The organism is Chitinophaga fulva (assembly GCF_012927205.1).
GTDB classification, from domain to species: Bacteria; Bacteroidota; Bacteroidia; order Chitinophagales; family Chitinophagaceae; genus Chitinophaga; species Chitinophaga fulva.
In genome coordinates this window covers 3,142,646-3,157,990 of record NZ_JABBGC010000001.1, presented here as the reverse complement: position 1 = coordinate 3,157,990, position 15,345 = coordinate 3,142,646, and the positions used below count along the sequence as shown (strand labels likewise).

The 15,345-nt window shown below is 49.2% G+C and carries 13 protein-coding genes; 6 read left to right on the top strand and 7 right to left on the bottom strand.

Features of this window, described 5'->3' with window-relative positions:
* Nucleotides 1-10: 10 nt before the first annotated feature.
* Nucleotides 11-1,594, top strand: a complete 1,584-nt coding sequence (locus HHL17_RS12845) for an oleate hydratase (RefSeq protein ID WP_169225110.1) — start codon at nucleotides 11-13, stop codon at nucleotides 1,592-1,594.
* 61 nt (nucleotides 1,595-1,655) lie between these two features.
* Here the strand turns inward: HHL17_RS12845 and HHL17_RS12840 are convergent, their stop codons facing one another.
* Genes HHL17_RS12840 through HHL17_RS12825 form a run of 4 tightly spaced genes read right to left on the bottom strand, consistent with a single transcriptional unit; the run spans nucleotide 1,656 to nucleotide 8,511 of the window.
* Nucleotides 1,656-2,819 (bottom strand): TlpA disulfide reductase family protein, encoded by a 1,164-nt coding sequence (locus HHL17_RS12840; RefSeq protein ID WP_169225109.1) that lies wholly within the window; start codon nucleotides 2,817-2,819, stop codon nucleotides 1,656-1,658.
* 19 nt (nucleotides 2,820-2,838) lie between these two features.
* A complete protein-coding gene (locus HHL17_RS12835; protein ID WP_169225108.1) occupies nucleotides 2,839-4,068 on the bottom strand; it encodes a TlpA family protein disulfide reductase in 1,230 nt (409 codons plus the stop codon).
* Nucleotides 4,069-4,099: 31 nt separating this feature from the next.
* Complete coding sequence (locus HHL17_RS12830; protein ID WP_169225107.1) at nucleotides 4,100-5,443, bottom strand: RagB/SusD family nutrient uptake outer membrane protein; 1,344 nt, start codon at nucleotides 5,441-5,443, stop codon at nucleotides 4,100-4,102.
* Nucleotides 5,444-5,454: 11 nt separating this feature from the next.
* Nucleotides 5,455-8,511, bottom strand: a complete 3,057-nt coding sequence (locus tag HHL17_RS12825) for a SusC/RagA family TonB-linked outer membrane protein (RefSeq protein ID WP_169225106.1) — start codon at nucleotides 8,509-8,511, stop codon at nucleotides 5,455-5,457.
* Between the two features lie 308 nt (nucleotides 8,512-8,819).
* Between HHL17_RS12825 and HHL17_RS12820 the strand changes: the two genes are divergently transcribed.
* From HHL17_RS12820 to HHL17_RS12810, 3 genes are read left to right on the top strand one after another with little or no spacing between them, the layout of a single operon-like run.
* Nucleotides 8,820-9,779 (top strand): histidine kinase, encoded by a 960-nt coding sequence (locus HHL17_RS12820; protein ID WP_169225105.1) that lies wholly within the window; start codon nucleotides 8,820-8,822, stop codon nucleotides 9,777-9,779.
* Nucleotides 9,772-10,833, top strand: coding sequence for a sensor histidine kinase (locus HHL17_RS12815; RefSeq protein ID WP_169225104.1), 1,062 nt, complete (start codon nucleotides 9,772-9,774; stop codon nucleotides 10,831-10,833). The genes HHL17_RS12820 and HHL17_RS12815 overlap by 8 nt, the downstream gene beginning before the upstream one ends.
* Nucleotides 10,834-10,838: 5 nt before the next feature.
* Nucleotides 10,839-11,534, top strand: a complete 696-nt coding sequence (locus HHL17_RS12810) for a LytR/AlgR family response regulator transcription factor (protein ID WP_169225103.1) — start codon at nucleotides 10,839-10,841, stop codon at nucleotides 11,532-11,534.
* A gap of 1 nt (nucleotide 11,535) precedes the next feature.
* Here the strand turns inward: HHL17_RS12810 and HHL17_RS12805 are convergent, their stop codons facing one another.
* A complete protein-coding gene (locus tag HHL17_RS12805) occupies nucleotides 11,536-12,117 on the bottom strand; it encodes a PhnA domain-containing protein (protein WP_169225102.1) in 582 nt (193 codons plus the stop codon).
* A gap of 224 nt (nucleotides 12,118-12,341) precedes the next feature.
* On the opposite strand from HHL17_RS12805, the gene HHL17_RS12800 reads away from it, so the two are divergent.
* Nucleotides 12,342-12,608 carry a hypothetical protein gene (locus tag HHL17_RS12800; RefSeq protein WP_169225101.1) on the top strand — a complete coding sequence of 89 codons (267 nt, stop codon included), beginning with the start codon at nucleotides 12,342-12,344 and terminating at the stop codon, nucleotides 12,606-12,608.
* 394 nt (nucleotides 12,609-13,002) lie between these two features.
* On the opposite strand, the gene HHL17_RS12795 is transcribed toward HHL17_RS12800, so the two are convergent.
* Both HHL17_RS12795 and HHL17_RS12790 read right to left on the bottom strand, forming a co-directional pair.
* Entirely contained in the window at nucleotides 13,003-13,302 is a 300-nt protein-coding gene (locus HHL17_RS12795) for a DUF3175 domain-containing protein (protein ID WP_169225100.1), read from the bottom strand.
* Nucleotides 13,303-13,489: 187 nt separating this feature from the next.
* The gene (locus HHL17_RS12790; RefSeq protein WP_169225099.1) at nucleotides 13,490-13,903 is read right to left on the bottom strand and encodes a transcriptional regulator; all 414 of its coding nucleotides are present in this window, start codon (nucleotides 13,901-13,903) and stop codon (nucleotides 13,490-13,492) included.
* 491 nt (nucleotides 13,904-14,394) lie between these two features.
* On the opposite strand from HHL17_RS12790, the gene HHL17_RS12785 reads away from it, so the two are divergent.
* Nucleotides 14,395-15,312, top strand: coding sequence for a TolB family protein (locus HHL17_RS12785; protein ID WP_206155974.1), 918 nt, complete (start codon nucleotides 14,395-14,397; stop codon nucleotides 15,310-15,312).
* The last annotated feature ends 33 nt before the right edge of the window (nucleotides 15,313-15,345 follow it).

Sequence of the window (15,345 nt, the reverse complement as noted above, 5' to 3'; positions counted from 1 at the left end):
TTGATTGATTATGCACGATAGCAACAAACACGCCTATTTTATAGGCGGAGGCCTCGCTTCATTGGCTGCAGCCGTTTACCTGATTGAAGATGCAGGTTTCAAAGGAGAAAATATTCACATCATCGAAGCCCTGCCCATCATTGGTGGCAGCAACGACGGTTCCGGCGCCAAACAGGAAGGCTTCGTATGCCGCGGCGGCAGAATGCTCAACGAAGAAACATATGAGAATTTCTGGGAGCTTACCAGCCGCATCCCCTCCCTTGAAGTACCCAATATTTCAGTAAAAGACGAGATACTGGCCTTCGACCACGCCAACCCTACCCACGCCAAAGCCAGGCTGATCGACAAGTACGGTAAGATCCTCGACGTGCATTCCATGGGCTTTGATCATGATGACCGGATGAAGATGCTCAAACTCTTCTTCACCGATGAGCATGAACTGGACCATATGACCATCCGCGAATGGTTCGGTGATCATTTCTTCACCACCAATTTCTGGTACATGTGGCAAACTACCTTCGCTTGGCAGGAATGGTCCAGCCTCTTCGAATTCAGAAGATATATGAACCGTATGATCCTGGAGTTCTCCAGGATAGACACGCTGGAAGGCGTCACCAGAACACCTTACAACCAATATGAATCCGTGATCCTCCCCATCAAAAAACACCTCGATAAATTTGGGGTCGATTATTCCCTCCAAAGGACCGTGACCGATCTCATTTTCAAAGACGACAACGGTATCACGGTAACGGCTATACAATACCAGGATGCTGATGGACAAACAGGCGCCATCTCCTTACAGGAAGGTGATATCTGCTTCTTTACCAACGGCTGTATCACCGATAACTCCAACAACGGCGACTACAAAACGCCGGCCCGTTACCTGCCGGACAACCCGCCTTCTTTTGCGCTCTGGAAAAAAATCGCGCTTAAAAAACCACGCCTCGGTAACCCGGACCCTTTCTTCGGTAAACCCGATGAAACAAAATGGTATTCCTTTACCGCTACGCTCCGGGGCAACAAAATGCTGAAGCTTATCGAAGCCTTTTCCGGCAACAAACCCGGCAGCGGCGCACTCATGACCTTCCGCGACTCCTCCTGGCGCATGTCTATCGTAGTAGCGGCGCAACCGCATTTTAAAGCGCAGGGCGAGGACACCACCATCTTCTGGGGCTATGGCCTCTATCCCGATAAGACCGGCGATTTTGTACAGAAACGGATGATTGACTGCACCGGCGAGGAAATCCTCACAGAGCTGATACATCACCTGCATTTTGAACAACATGAAGCCGAGATCAAAGAGAGCGTAGTGAACGTCATCCCGGTGATGATGCCCTACATCGATGCCCTGTTTCAGCCACATGCCAAGTCCGACCGTCCACCGGTAGTGCCCAGAGGCTCCACCAACCTGGCTATGATCAGCCAGTTCGTGGAAATCCCGCAGGACATGGTGTTTACAGAAGAATACTCCGTGAGGGCTGCCCGTACGGCGGTATATACACTGCTTAATATAGAAAGGGAAGTAGCACCCGTAACGCCTTACAACCGCCGCCCGGATGTATTGGCCAAAGCAGTACACACCGCTTACCGTTAAGCTGGTTTCAATAATTGTCACGCATAAAAAGCCCCGCAGGCGAACTGCAGGGCTTTTACGATTACAAACCAAACACCGATTTAAGTTTCTGGTCCAGCTCATCACCGCCGTTCCCGACGATTTTGAACAGTACCTTTCCATCTTTACCCAGTAAAATCTTGGTCGGGAAACCGTCAATACCGTAGGCCATGACCATGTCCGCCTCTTTTTTATTGTAGTTATTCAACACCTGGATCCAATTCATTTTGTCAGACTCCACTGCTTTGAGCCAGGATTCTTTAGCCCTTGCCACATCGTCAGTTTTTTCTTCCGCAATACCTACTATCTCCAATCCTTTGTCTTTGTATTTGTCATACACTTCCCGCAGATGCGGATGGCTGGCCCGGCAGGGACCGCACCAGCTGCCCCAGAAATCCAGCAGCACATATTTCCCTTTGAGGGAAGCTAACGTGAACGGCTGTCCGTGATTATCTATTTTAGTAAACCCGATCGCTTTCGCGCCTACTTCCGTGGCTTTGGCGCCGGAAATACGGGAAGCGACGTATTTAGCGAGGTAAGTATTTTTGTAGGTGTCTGACAGTTTGTTGTAAGCCTGTTCATATGCCGCCATGTCGTAATCACCATTCAGCCGGCTCAGCAGCATCACGCTGACAAAAGAACCCGGATGTTTGGCAACAAACTGTTTCCGGATATCCAGCAACTTCGCTTTGGCCACCTTTTGTTCTTCCAATAACGCGGCCTTGCCTACGCTATCTTTTTTAAAGGAAGGCATCTTCTTCCGCGCCTCCCATTCCTGTGCTATCAGTGGTACTTCCAGCTTATGCAGGTTGTTCAGCTCCTTATTCTCCCGGCCACCGGCGACGGTACCTTTAAACAGCTCCGTAGCGTCCGCAGTGATGGTGATGTCCGTATTAGTGATCACAAAATCCAGGCTGGGCGCCGGCATGAACATACCGCCTTTCACCATCTCAAAACGAGAAGCAGGATGAGAGGAAGACAACGTTCCGATAGCAGGCTCGTCTACATGCCCGGTGAACACGAAGTGGTCGCCGGTGTGGGAGATTGCCGTATCCATGATACGTTTGCCATCAGATACCCGTGAGATCACCAGCCGGTAATCCTCCTGCCCTTTGATATCGGCGGTAATTTTAAAGCCCTTCTCCTGGGCATTTGAAATGATCGCCAGCAGTAAACTGCCGGCGATCATCAGGGTTGTTTTTTTCATGGTTGGTGTATTGATTTTATTAGAAGCCGGTCATAGGAACAGACGCTGCTTTTTTGGGTTCTGCTTTAGTGCCTTTAGAGACGATATCCTTTACTTTGGCTTCCGCCTCTTCAGAGTAGCCTGTGAAACGCTCCAGGATTTTACCCTCACGGTCAACCAGGTACATGGTAGGGATACCGGAAAACTGGAACTGTTCCATCGTTTTGTCTTTGTTATCGCTCAACAGCTGCTCCCATGGCATATTCTCCTCCTTCATAGCTTTTTGCCAGGCGTTTTTGTCTGTGTCGATAGAAATGCTCACCACTTCAAAGCCTTTGTCTTTGTAGGCACTATACAGTTCCTTTACTTTGGGAATAGCCTGGCGGCAGGGACCGCACCAGCTGGCCCAGAAATCTACCAACAGGTATTTGCCTTTGTATTTTTCCAGCCCTTCCTGTGTGCCTTGTGCGCTCGGATACTTAACAGAAGGCATAGGTTCACCGGTTTTCAGTTTCATGGCCTGTGCCCTGTTAGTGATAATGGTTTGTTTCAATTTCTGCGCTTCCGTGAGCCAGGGATAACGGGCGATCAGACCTTCCAGCAACTTCATCGCCTTATCGTACTTCTGCGTGCTCTCGGTAGAAGCCATGCCTCTCAGCGCATATACCAGCACGGGCCGGTCAATGAAAGAGCGGATGAGGGTTTCTTCCCTTATCTGGTAATCCTCCCGCATTGGGTTGTACTTCTTCGTATTTTTCATATAGGCGGCCCAGGTAGTATCGGTAGCTTTTTTAGCGTAATACTCCATGTTGTACTCATCGATCAGCCGGCGATAATTCAACTCATTGTTGAGGACCATCATGTTAATAAAGTTATTATCATAAGACCCTTCTACATAGTTGTAGTGTGGTACTTTCACTTTGTATTTCGCTGTATCATACCCGCGCATAGCAACAGATACATCGGCATCACTCCAGAAAGTGGCATGGTCCCAGTACATGGCATTGATCATATATACCCCCTGGTGGTCTTGCTTAATTTTGAAGGTAAAGGTATTGTCCTTTCCTACCACGGTAGAATCCACTATCACCGGTTTCCCGCTAAAATTATCTTTAGAAAGCCATACTTTCTGTACCGCCGCATTCGGATCGGTAAATTCAACAGTACCTTTTACAGTGATGGATTTTACTGGTTTGCCTACTTGCGCAAACAGTGCCGCCGGAGCGGCCAGCATGGCCAGTAAAATACCTGTTCTTCCTGCTTTTCTCATAATGATGATTATTTAAAGTTTATGTTTTTTGTTATTTGCTATAGTCAGCGTTTTGAGTCAGATTAGGATTGAGCGCAAACTCGTGGGTGGGGATTGGCAGCAGCACATGTGATGCAGGTTGGCCGAACGACTGCAACCAGGCGTTCATTTTACCGAACCGCTGCATATCGCTCCAACGCAGTCTTTCACCTACAAATTCGCGGCGGCGCTCCATTTCAATTTCAGCAAGAAAAGCGGCAGTATTGGCGAAGTCGCTGTTGTTGCGCAGTGATGCTTTTCTGGCCGCGCGCAGCTGGTTATACGCCGTTACATCGATCACGCCCTTGCGTGCATTAGCTTCCGCCACGATCAGGAAAGCTTCACTGTAGCGGCAGATAGGATAAGAGGGCGTAGTCTCCTCGGGAAATTTGGTCACGAAATAGACGGAATCCAGAATAGATCCACCTTTGTTTTTCAGGAAGAAAGCACGGCGTATGTCGCTGGCATCATAAGTTTTCAGCAACGTGCTATCTACCCATGTATTGCCACTGCCTGCCCTAACGGCGCCGGCATACTTTCCGGGGCCAAATAATGCCGGTATTCCATACAATGCACTGCCGACAGTAGACATTTCATTAACGCGGTACAATGCTTCCGGGCTGGTCGTACCGGATTTGAAGATATCGCCGAAGTTGGATTGCAGCGTTAAACGGTTGGAGCTGATCACCACGTTGGCCAAGGCCAGTGCTTCGTCGTTACGGCCCAGGTTGAGGTACAACCTGGCCAGCAGCAGCTGTGCGGCCTGTTTGGAGCCGTTCAATGATTTACCGTTGTAATCGGGCAACTGTGTAGATGCAGCCTTCAGGTCTGCCTCAATAAGCTGCCGTACTTCGCCGACAGGATTGCGTACCGGATGGTCTTTAGGGTTTTCACCTCCTTTTATGATCACCACATCACCGAACATTTCCGTCAGCAGCATGTAGGAGTAGCCACGCAAAAGATAAGCCTCTCCCAGATTGACCGTAATCAGGCTGTCACCTGCCGGCTGCTGTGCCGCGAAGTTAATAGCCATGTTTGCATTGGCAATACACTGATACGGCTGCCTGTAGGCAAAGGTGAGCGAGTTGTCCGTAGAAGGTACATTGTTGCCTTCGTAGGTAACGTAGGATATAGACTGGAAGTCATCTCCCATAACATCCTGTAAGCCATATATCTGGTACAGGGCATTGTTGGTGAGTGCTAATTTAGCGCCATTGATCACCAGCGGCAGGTTGCTGCGGTTGATTTGGTCAAAAGTCACCTGTGTATTCGGTTGCACATCGTCCAGATTTTTGCTGCATGATGCGAACAGCATGCTACCGGCAACGGCTATATGAAGTATATATTTTTTGTTCATGATATCATCAATTAGAAGGTCAGGTCAATACCGATAACAGCGGAACGCGGGTTCGGCAGGTTAGTGGAAACGATGCCTGTATTGGACACGGCTTCCGGATCAAAGCCTTTGTACGGGGTGATGGTGAACAAATTCTCCATAGACCCATATATGCGTACCTGGTTGATTTTTGCTTTCTGTAATATTTTGGCGGGCAGCATATACGCCAGTGAGACATTACGCAAACGCAGGTACGAAGCGTCGGTGATAAACTGGGTAGATGGTTTGCTGTTCCAGTCAGCTACCTGTCCGGCGCCATGTACGCCAGTCACAGCACGGGGGATATCTGTTACGTCACCGGGTTTGCGCCAGCGGTTGACCAGATTATCGAATTTATTGGGCATCACGCTGTAGCTATCCAGGCTGTAGTTCCTCAGTGTTTGCTCATAGAAATCATATACTTTGTTGCCCACTACATAGGTGAACAGTGCATCCAGCGTAAAACGTTTATACGATAACGAGATCGAAGTGCCGCCGGCGAAGGTAGGCAGTGCAATGGGTACGGATATATAGTCATTAGAATCCCAGCGGCCATCTTTGTTACGGTCGGTATAGATCATATCACCTGTCTGCGGATCTACGCCCTGCGATTCAAACACCATGACAGAACCTACAGGCTGTCCTACTTTGGAGCGGGACTGTGGGCCGCCGAATATCAGAGAGCCGAAAGGAGCCGTGGAGTCTTTCATGGACAGGATCATGTTACGATTGATGTTCATATTGGTGCTCACTTTCCAACCGAAGACCGCACCTGCGCGGCTGTTGACCGCCAGTTGCAGGTCCACGCCATAGTTGCGGATGCTGCCGATGTTATCCGGCATGTTGGCAGCGCCGTATATCCAGGACACATCCGTGTTGCTCATCAGTCCGTCGGTGGTCTTGTTATAATAGTCTGCTGTCAGTGTGATACGATTGCCGAACAAGGCCACGTCCACACCGGCATCCATCTGTTTGGTACGTTCCCAGCGGATATCCGGGTTACCGATGATGCTGTTCAGTATCAGTGCCTGATTGCCCATGTAAGAAGTAGCCTTCATCAGGTTGCGGGCATCGAAATAGCCCAGTGGGCGCATGTTACCGCTGATACCATAGCTGGCGCGCACCTTCAGCTGACTGATAGCACGTTGCTGCATCAGGAAAGCCTCGCGGGATATATCCCAGCCGGCGGAGACAGAAGGAAACCAGCTGTAGCGGTTATCTTTCACCAGTTTGGAGGAACCATCACGGCGCAAGGAAGCATTCAGCATATATTTACCATCCCAGTCTATACCCGTACGCAGAAAGTAGGCATCAGATATCTCGCGGTTGCTGGTATTGAGGCTGCCAATATTGGAAGACGGGCCATAAATGGCGGCTGCTCCACCTCCGGATATGTTATCAATTTTCGGAAAACCATACAACTCATAACCGAAGCTATTCAGTTCATTATTGTAGTAGGTATAGCCCAGTGTACCGTTGACACCCAGTTTATTGAACCGCTTATTGTAAGTAAAGTAATTGTCAAAGTTGTAGGAGAAGTTATCAGTGCCCAGCATTTTCAGCTGCCCGTTATTGAAATTGCCGAGGTACAGTGAAGGTGGCATGAAATTGTTGCTCAGACCATTATACTTGGTAGCATTGAAGGACGTGCGGAATGACAATTCCTTCAGCAATTGCAGATCGGCCGACAGGCTTCCCAGGTATATGTTGGTTTTATTCTTGTTTTTATTGTCCATCATAGCGCCGAGCGGATGTTGTTGCATGCCGACGTAATACCCCAATGATCCATCCGGCTGCAACATAGGGTCTTCCGGCGTATCAGGGCGGGCCGAAAATGCCGCGGAAACCGGATTGGCCATGTTTTTATTCACTGACTGTGTCAGGTTGATGTTACCGTTTACCTTCAGCCAGTTGTTCACCTGTTGCGTCACATCGAGGCGACCGGTGTAACGCTCAAATTGGCCAGTGCCCATAGAAGCTACTTCCGCATAACGGCCGAGGGACATATAGTAGCTGTTTTTTTCGCCACCGCCGCTCATGCTCGCCTGTATATTGTTGACCGGCGCATTTTTATGTTTGATACGATCGAGCCAGTCGGTGCTGCGGTCGGCCATTTTCAGGCCGTTCAGCTGGCCCTGTAACACCGTTTTTTCATCCTGCAACTGTTTGATACGGTTAGCCGGCAACGAGCCCGGGTTGGCCAGTATCGCATCTATATCTCCGATACGGTTGTTGCGCGAATCATTAAAAGCGGACGTATATTCCGTGGTATTCATCATGTGCCGACTGAACGGCACATTGTTGACACCCGTGTACATATTCAGGTTAAGGGAAGGTTTACTGTTGGCCTTTCCTTTTTTGGTGGTGATGATGATTACCCCGGTAGAGCCCCTCGCGCCGTAGATAGCCGCAGAAGCAGCATCTTTCAACACTTCGATGGATTCGATGTCCTGCGGGTTGATGCTGTTAATGGAGATGGTATTGCCATCTACCACCAGTCCGTCGATTACGATGAGCGGATTAGTGGCGGTCGCACTAACGGACTGCGCCCCGCGTATCATAATGCTGGAAGCGTTGCCGGGCGTGCCTTCCCGGGAAGCGATGTATACGCCGGGAACCCGGCCTTGTAAGGCTTTACCAAAATCGCTGACGACGTTTTTCTCTGCTGTCAGCTCACTGGCTTTCACCGAAGCGATGGAATTGGTGACATTGGATTTTGACTGTGTGCCATAACCCACTACTACGGCGTCTGTCAGCGAGATAGCTTTCATTTTCATGAATATGGGTGTTGCTCTGATCAGGCTGGCCGCTACCATTACGTTTTCAAAACCGATGGAAGTGATCTGTAATTGTGCATTGGCCGGCACCTTGAGTTCAAATTCGCCTTTCTCGTTGGTGGTGGCGCCGGTGGCGGAGCCTACCACTTTCACGGTGGCGCCCGGAACAGGCTGACGGGTAGTGGCGTCTTTGACCGTCCCTTTCAGTACCTGTTGTGCATACACGGACAAACCGGACATGCATAAAAGGATAAATAAAACTGACTTTCTCATACAAGTGGTTGGTTGATTATTATGGTTGGTATACTGTCCCTCGAACATTGTGTTGCCAAAATAGATATCGTATTATTTTTTCTTCCGGATAATGGACATACCGGAACCGTAAATGTATATCCCGCCCTTTTCCGGGGATGAACGCCTTTAGGGCTTGATAAGCGCTTTCCCGTCGGCAATAAGGGTTTTACAGGTATCACCGTCCATTTTAAAAGGACGAACCGGCACATCGCAGGGACGAAAAAAATATGCCTTCACAGATGCAGAAAACAGGGGTACATATACTATCTTCAACCCACTGTTAACTTATGCGACATAATAAACCATACCGGTATTTTATGCACCTTGTGGTGTGGATGGCATTGGTGCTGTTGTATGCCTATCCATCTCTGAGGATTAGTTTTAATTCGTCTTTCGGATTGAAAAGGGTGCTGGTGCAGGATATCCTGTATGGATTCATCAACTTCCAACTATTTTTCCTGCTGGTCTTTGTGTGGTTACCGAAGCCTGTGGTACAACGGCGGTACGGGCAGGTCATTATCCGGAGTATATTGGCTGTGTGCGGGTTTGCTGTTATCAAGTATGCCGTTGGTTATTTCCTGTTTCCTGACCAGGTACTGATCAGAATGTACTCTATGATTGGGAAACCACATGTTTACTATAGTTTTCCGATGTATTTCCTGATGGCCACCAAAACGGGACTGGGCGTAGCATTGCTGGCCTATAGTTACCGGCTGCTGTTGCAGCGGCAGCAAACGGGGCCACAGGACCGCCTGCTGGCATCCGCGGCAGAAGCAGCAAGGGCACGTTATATACGGATGCAGGAAAATTCCCGGTTACTGTTACATAACCTGCAACAGCTCACCCCTATTCTCGAAGATGAACGTAAGCGTGACCAGGAAGGTGTAAAAGCCATCCTGTTATTATCAGATCTGCTGCGCTACATGTTGTATGACAAAGCGCTGGAAAAGGACACGGTCAGTCTTCCGAAAGAACTGCTCAACTTTGAACGGTATGTGGAACTACGTACTTTGTGTAACAACCACCAGCCGCTGGAGCTGGTCATCACCGGCGATACGCAACAAGGTACGCTGGCAGCCCTTCAGCTACAGCAAACTACTGAAGCGGTGCTGCAACAGTTCCATAACAACAGCGGCCCTGTGGCCATCCGGGTACAGGTACGCCAGGATGTGGTCATGCTGAGTGTGCAGCCTGATCGCGCCCGTGAACAGCATTATCAATTTAAACTGTATCCCGATCATGTCTGATGTCCACCGTTCTTTCCGGGATTTTATGTTGTTACTGGCCGGCTGGCTGGTGCTGGTATATAGCGGCAACCTCATGACGGTCATCCGTTTTAATGATAAAACCCTCCGGATGGTACATATCAACAGCGCCGCACTGGGCCTGGTCAACTTCCTCCTGTTTTATGGCTGCTACCGCTGGATAGCTACCCCCATGCTGGATAAGCGTCGACGGCTACTCTCCGCCGGTATTTTATTACTGATCATACCAGCATTTACGCTGCTGAAATACGGATTCATTTATCTCTTTTTTGCGCGGGACATATTATACAGAGGTCACCAGCTCATCAACTGGCAAAAAGTGGAGGTATACACTACCCTTGGAGAGTATTTTGTGAATGGACTTTGGAACAACCTTATTATCATCATCGCTGCTTTTTCCTTCAGGCTGTTCCAGCTGTGGCTTCAGGAAGAGAAAAAACGGGCCATGCTCCAACAGCAGCAGATGCAGGCGGAATCCGGCTTTCTGAAGATGCAGCTCAATTCGCACTTTCTGATCAATAGCCTGAACAGCATCTATTCTCTCGCGCTGATGGGGTCTCCGGAGGTGGTAAAAGCGAATAAAACACTGACACATCTGCTGGCATATATGGTGGACCAACCTTCTGATATCGCATATCGGGCGCCTATCCGCGAAGAAATCAGTTATCTACAGGATTTTGTGACCTTACAACGGCTCCGTACCGGTTTTCAGGAAGGCATCGTCTTCAATACACCGGATATATTGCCGGAGAAAAATATCGCGCCGCTGCTGCTGGTGCCGTTTGTGGAAAATGCGTTCAAACATGGAGTCAGCAACCGTCCTGGGAAACCGGTCACCATTACGCTGTCATGCACTGACCAGCAGTTGCTTTTCAGCGTGCATAACTATGTGTCCGGCCAGCAGCGCGATAAAACAGGCGGCATCGGGCTGGACAATGTCCGGAAACGGTTGCAGCTATTGTATCCGGGCCATCATCAGCTGGACATCAGGGATACCGGAGCAGAATATTTCAGTAACTTAGTGATCAATTGGTAAAGGATATGGGAGTAAAGTGTATCGTGGTAGATGATGAGCCACTCGCAGCGCAGGTATTGGTATCGTTTATTCATAAAACGCCTGATCTGCAGTTAGTAAAGGTTTTCCATAACCCTATGGAAGCACTGGCTTTTATTAAACAAGAGAAAATTGACCTTATCTTCCTGGATATACAGATGCAGGAGCTCAGCGGCCTGGAACTGATGCAGCTGGCCCCTCCCGGCGTGCAGGTGGTGCTGGTTTCCGCCTATGATGAATATGCCTTAGAAGGATTTGACCGGGAAGCGATCGATTATCTGCTGAAGCCTGTGTCTTTTGAGCGGTTTGCCAGGGCTGTGCAACGGGTACTGGCCCGCAGCACGGTCACCGTTTCACAGCCGGCCGGCACCGATTATATTTTTGTGCGTACAGACAAAAGAATTGTACGGGTAGATGTAAAAGACATCCTGTTTGTAGAAGCGCTCCGCAACTATGTGGCCATCCAGACAGTCAAACAGAAGATCATGACTTTACAGAACCTGCGCAGTTTTGAAGAGATACTGGCGCCTTTCCGTTTTATCAGAGTACATAAATCCTTTATCATCTCGCTGGACAAAATTGACAGCATCGAGAAGCAGCGTATCTTCACAGGGCCACATTGTGTACCTATCGGCGATGCTTATCTGAAACAGTTCATGGAAGCCATCAGTATGCCACGATAGACTAGTTCTGTTTTCTTACGTATTTGGTCAGAATCACGATCAGCTGTCCTTCGATTTTTCCTTCAATCTGCTCCATGTTGTCTTCCACGAGGCGGATGTTTTTCACCACTGTGCCCATTTTAGCATTCAGGGTAGAGCCTTTTACATCAAGGGATTTGATGAGGGTTACGCTATCGCCGTTTTGCAGCACGTTGCCGTTGCAGTCACGGTGCAGTTCCACAGCGTCATCGTTGTCATGATCGCCGGTAGCCTGTGCCCATGCCAGTGTTTCCTCGTCGAGATAAAGCATATCGAGGCTTTCCATGGCCCAGCTTTCTTTTTTCAGTCGGTGCAACATGCGCCAGGACAGTACCTGAATACCCGGCACTTCGCTCCACATGGCTGTGGTGAGGCAGCTCCAGTGTTTGCTGTCCAGCTCCGCCTTGCGCTCAATCTGCGCGCGGCAGTTATCACAGATCAGCACCGTGCTGTCCGGGCCATCGCCGGAGCGGGGCGCCACATCATACATTTTGAGGTTGTCTGTTGAGCTGCACAACTCGCATTGGTTGCCGCTTCTTTGCTGTAATTGTTCTTCCAGTTTCATGATGCTTTCACTAAAAAATGCGGGCGAAGATACTATTTTTTTACGGGTACAGCCTTTTAGCAGCGTATTTAACCGGGTACATGCTGTAAAATATCACCCATTCTGTTCCCCGTTTCCCCTATTGGATGAGTAAGTGTTTCCGCATATTTATTTCCGCAACAGTGATTGGACATGATCTGGCATCATGGCGTAGTCTTTGGGTTTCATAAACTAAAATCACGCTTATGATATTTCCAACACCTGCATCAACCCTCCGGCGTAAACGCCCGTCATTTTTCCCGAGTGCAGCCACACTGAGAGTAGTACCCATGCCGACAGCCATCGGGCCGGGAGGTCGCCCTGAAGAAGAAGAAGAAGAAGAGGCATTGGAAGACACCGATCCTGTACTGGAAGAAGATGATTTTGAAGAAAACAGTCTCTCCGATGAAGAGGCCGATGACACTGAATGGGAACCTGAAGAAGAACAAGAGGGAAGTTCAGGAACTGCCTGAACTACTGCTACTAACCCGTTAGATTCATATCAGCTCATCCATCATATGTATGCCCCGGGCATCAACGCTGCTTTCCACGATTCAGCCGCCTGTCCGGAAAAAGACGAACAATGGATAGCAGTCAAATGGAAATATTTTAGAAATCAAACACGGAAAAGACCAATCCTTACGCTGCCTATGAGTTGCCTTACCACGCTATCAACTATTGTTGGCCATCAACCGGTATTCGGTTATACCAGGTTGAACGGGATGCATTTTCCATTGATCCCATTTACTGATGTCTGCCGGAACTGAGGGATGAAGCGGAAAACAATTTTCCGCTTTTCCCTGCCGGCATTTACAGGGAAGCAGTTCCCGGATGCTGCCGTCGATAGCGATCGAAGAAGATAATGGGTTACTCTCGGTGAAATGCTTTCCGTAATTCACCTTTTGCTTCTTCCAGCACTTTTTTTTGTTTTTCAGGGAGATTTTTGCCAGCCCTGTTGATATAAAAGTTCAACATCGACATAGCAGACTGGTAAGGAGTTCCTTTCCGGCGTGTGCTCTTGCTGGCAGAGCGTTTCAGTGACGCCGCAATTTCCGCCGGGTCATGTAGTGTAAATACGCCTCCTTCCAGGTCCATGGCATTGCTGGTATTAGTTACCCGAGCAGACCATTTCCTTTTGGGCCGCAATACTTTTCTCTTTGTTGCCATAGCAGCTTTTTCCTGTAATGGCACAAAAAAAATGCCCCGGTCTCACCGGACACTTCATTTATCATTAACCGGTTGTCACAGGAACACGATACTGGCAGCATGCTCAGCGTTACCCCTCGCATTTAGCGTTGGCCCATCAGCACCATCAACTGTTATTACCACTGCCGTGCTAATGAACCAGGAAACGCTACTTCTCCACCAATGGCACCATACAGCGCACCATGCCCCCATCGAGATACATTTCCAAGCAATATCCCTGCGGGTCAAGGGCCGGATGTTTCAGCAGCCGCAGGAAAGCTTCTCCTATCTGCCGGCCGGCATCGGAGCCCAGTTGCAACATTTCGCTCGCATATACGCCTTTACGTACCGTCACCTCTGGTGTGCCATACTGCCAGGCCTCCTCCGGGGAAGTTGCTGCCACCCCTGCCTTATAGGTGATTTTACCAGTCTGGTCCGGATGGGAAATACCATAAAACTGCCGGCCTGTGGATCCTGGCAATAAGCCGTGCAATTCGGCCCATGCAGCCGGAACGCCTTCCGGGAAACTGGCCGCAGCTACATACCATACCGGAATGTCCTGTTCAATAGTGAAGTTTTCCATAGATCGTGGTTTTTTAAGGATGTTTTAAACGGAGGTTCTATACATAACAATTCTACACAAAATAGTTTCACGCAAAGTGCTTCCACACAAAGTATTTCCACACAAAGAGCTTCTACACAAAGCACCTCTACGCAAAATGCTTCCAGGCAAAGTGACTTTACAAGAGGTGCATTTTACGCAAATCAAATTTCACACAAAGAGCTTCCACATAGAGCACTTCTACGCAAAGTATTTCCACACAAAGAGCTTCTAAACAAAGTACCTCTATGCAAAATGCTTCCAGGCAAAGTGACTTTACAAAAGGTGCATTTTACGCAAATCAAGTTTTACGCAAATTGTGTTTTTTACAAAATTAAGGCAAACGACAATTTAAGGCGTACATATCAAAAAGACTTTCTATCTTTCAGTATATGAAAACACAACCCGATAGTATAGCCTTTCCCCTGTAGACGAACTTTCCGCCCCTGAAACCCTGATTGCGCCTAATACATATGGTTACACGTATACCACTGCTACATATGCTGACAGGCATTGCTGCTTTTTTTCTTCATGCTGGTCAATCTCAGGCACAGGCCCCAGCCGGTGTACACAGCTCCCTTGAAATCATTGATGTGGCTACCGGCAAGCGGACCGTGGTGTATTCCGAGGCCGCCCTGCTGGAAGCACCCAATTGGTCAAAAGACGGCCATTACCTCCTTTTCAACAAAAAAGGCAGGTTATACCGGTACTGGCTAAACGACCGGGTGACGGACGAATTACCATTTGACAATACCTTGCAGGCCAACAACGACCACGGTTTCTCTCCGGACGGCTCGCAGCTGGCCATCAGCAGCGGCAACAATAGTTCTCATATTTTCACCGCTCCTGCCGAAGGAGGCCCGCTACGGCAGCTCACTCACCAATCACCCTCCTACTGGCATGGCTGGAGCCCTGACGGCAAGACACTGACCTTTGTAGGGCTGCGTAACGGAGATTTTGACATTTACACCGTTCCCGCTGATGGCGGCCCTGAAAAGAGGCTCACCCGCGAAAAAGGGCTGGATGACGGTCCGGATTACTCGCCCGACGGCCAATACATCTATTTCAACTCTTTCCGCACCGGCCGGATGCAGATATGGCGGATGAAGGCCGATGGCAGTGAGCCGGAACAGCTCACAGACGACCGTTACGCCAACTGGTTCCCGCATCCTTCACCCAACGGAAAACTGGTAGTATTCCTCAGTTTCATGGAGAACCAGCAGCAGGAACATCCTTTCGGAAAAAACGTGCAGCTTCGTTTGCTCGACATCGTTAGCCAGACCGTCCGTGATTTAACGCCGGTTTTCTTTGGGGGACAAGGCACAATCAATGTACCTTCGTGGTCTCCCGACGGTCGAAGGCTCGCCTTTGTATCTTATCGGATACCCTGATATGCCCCGCCAACGGGCCTTAAAATACACGAG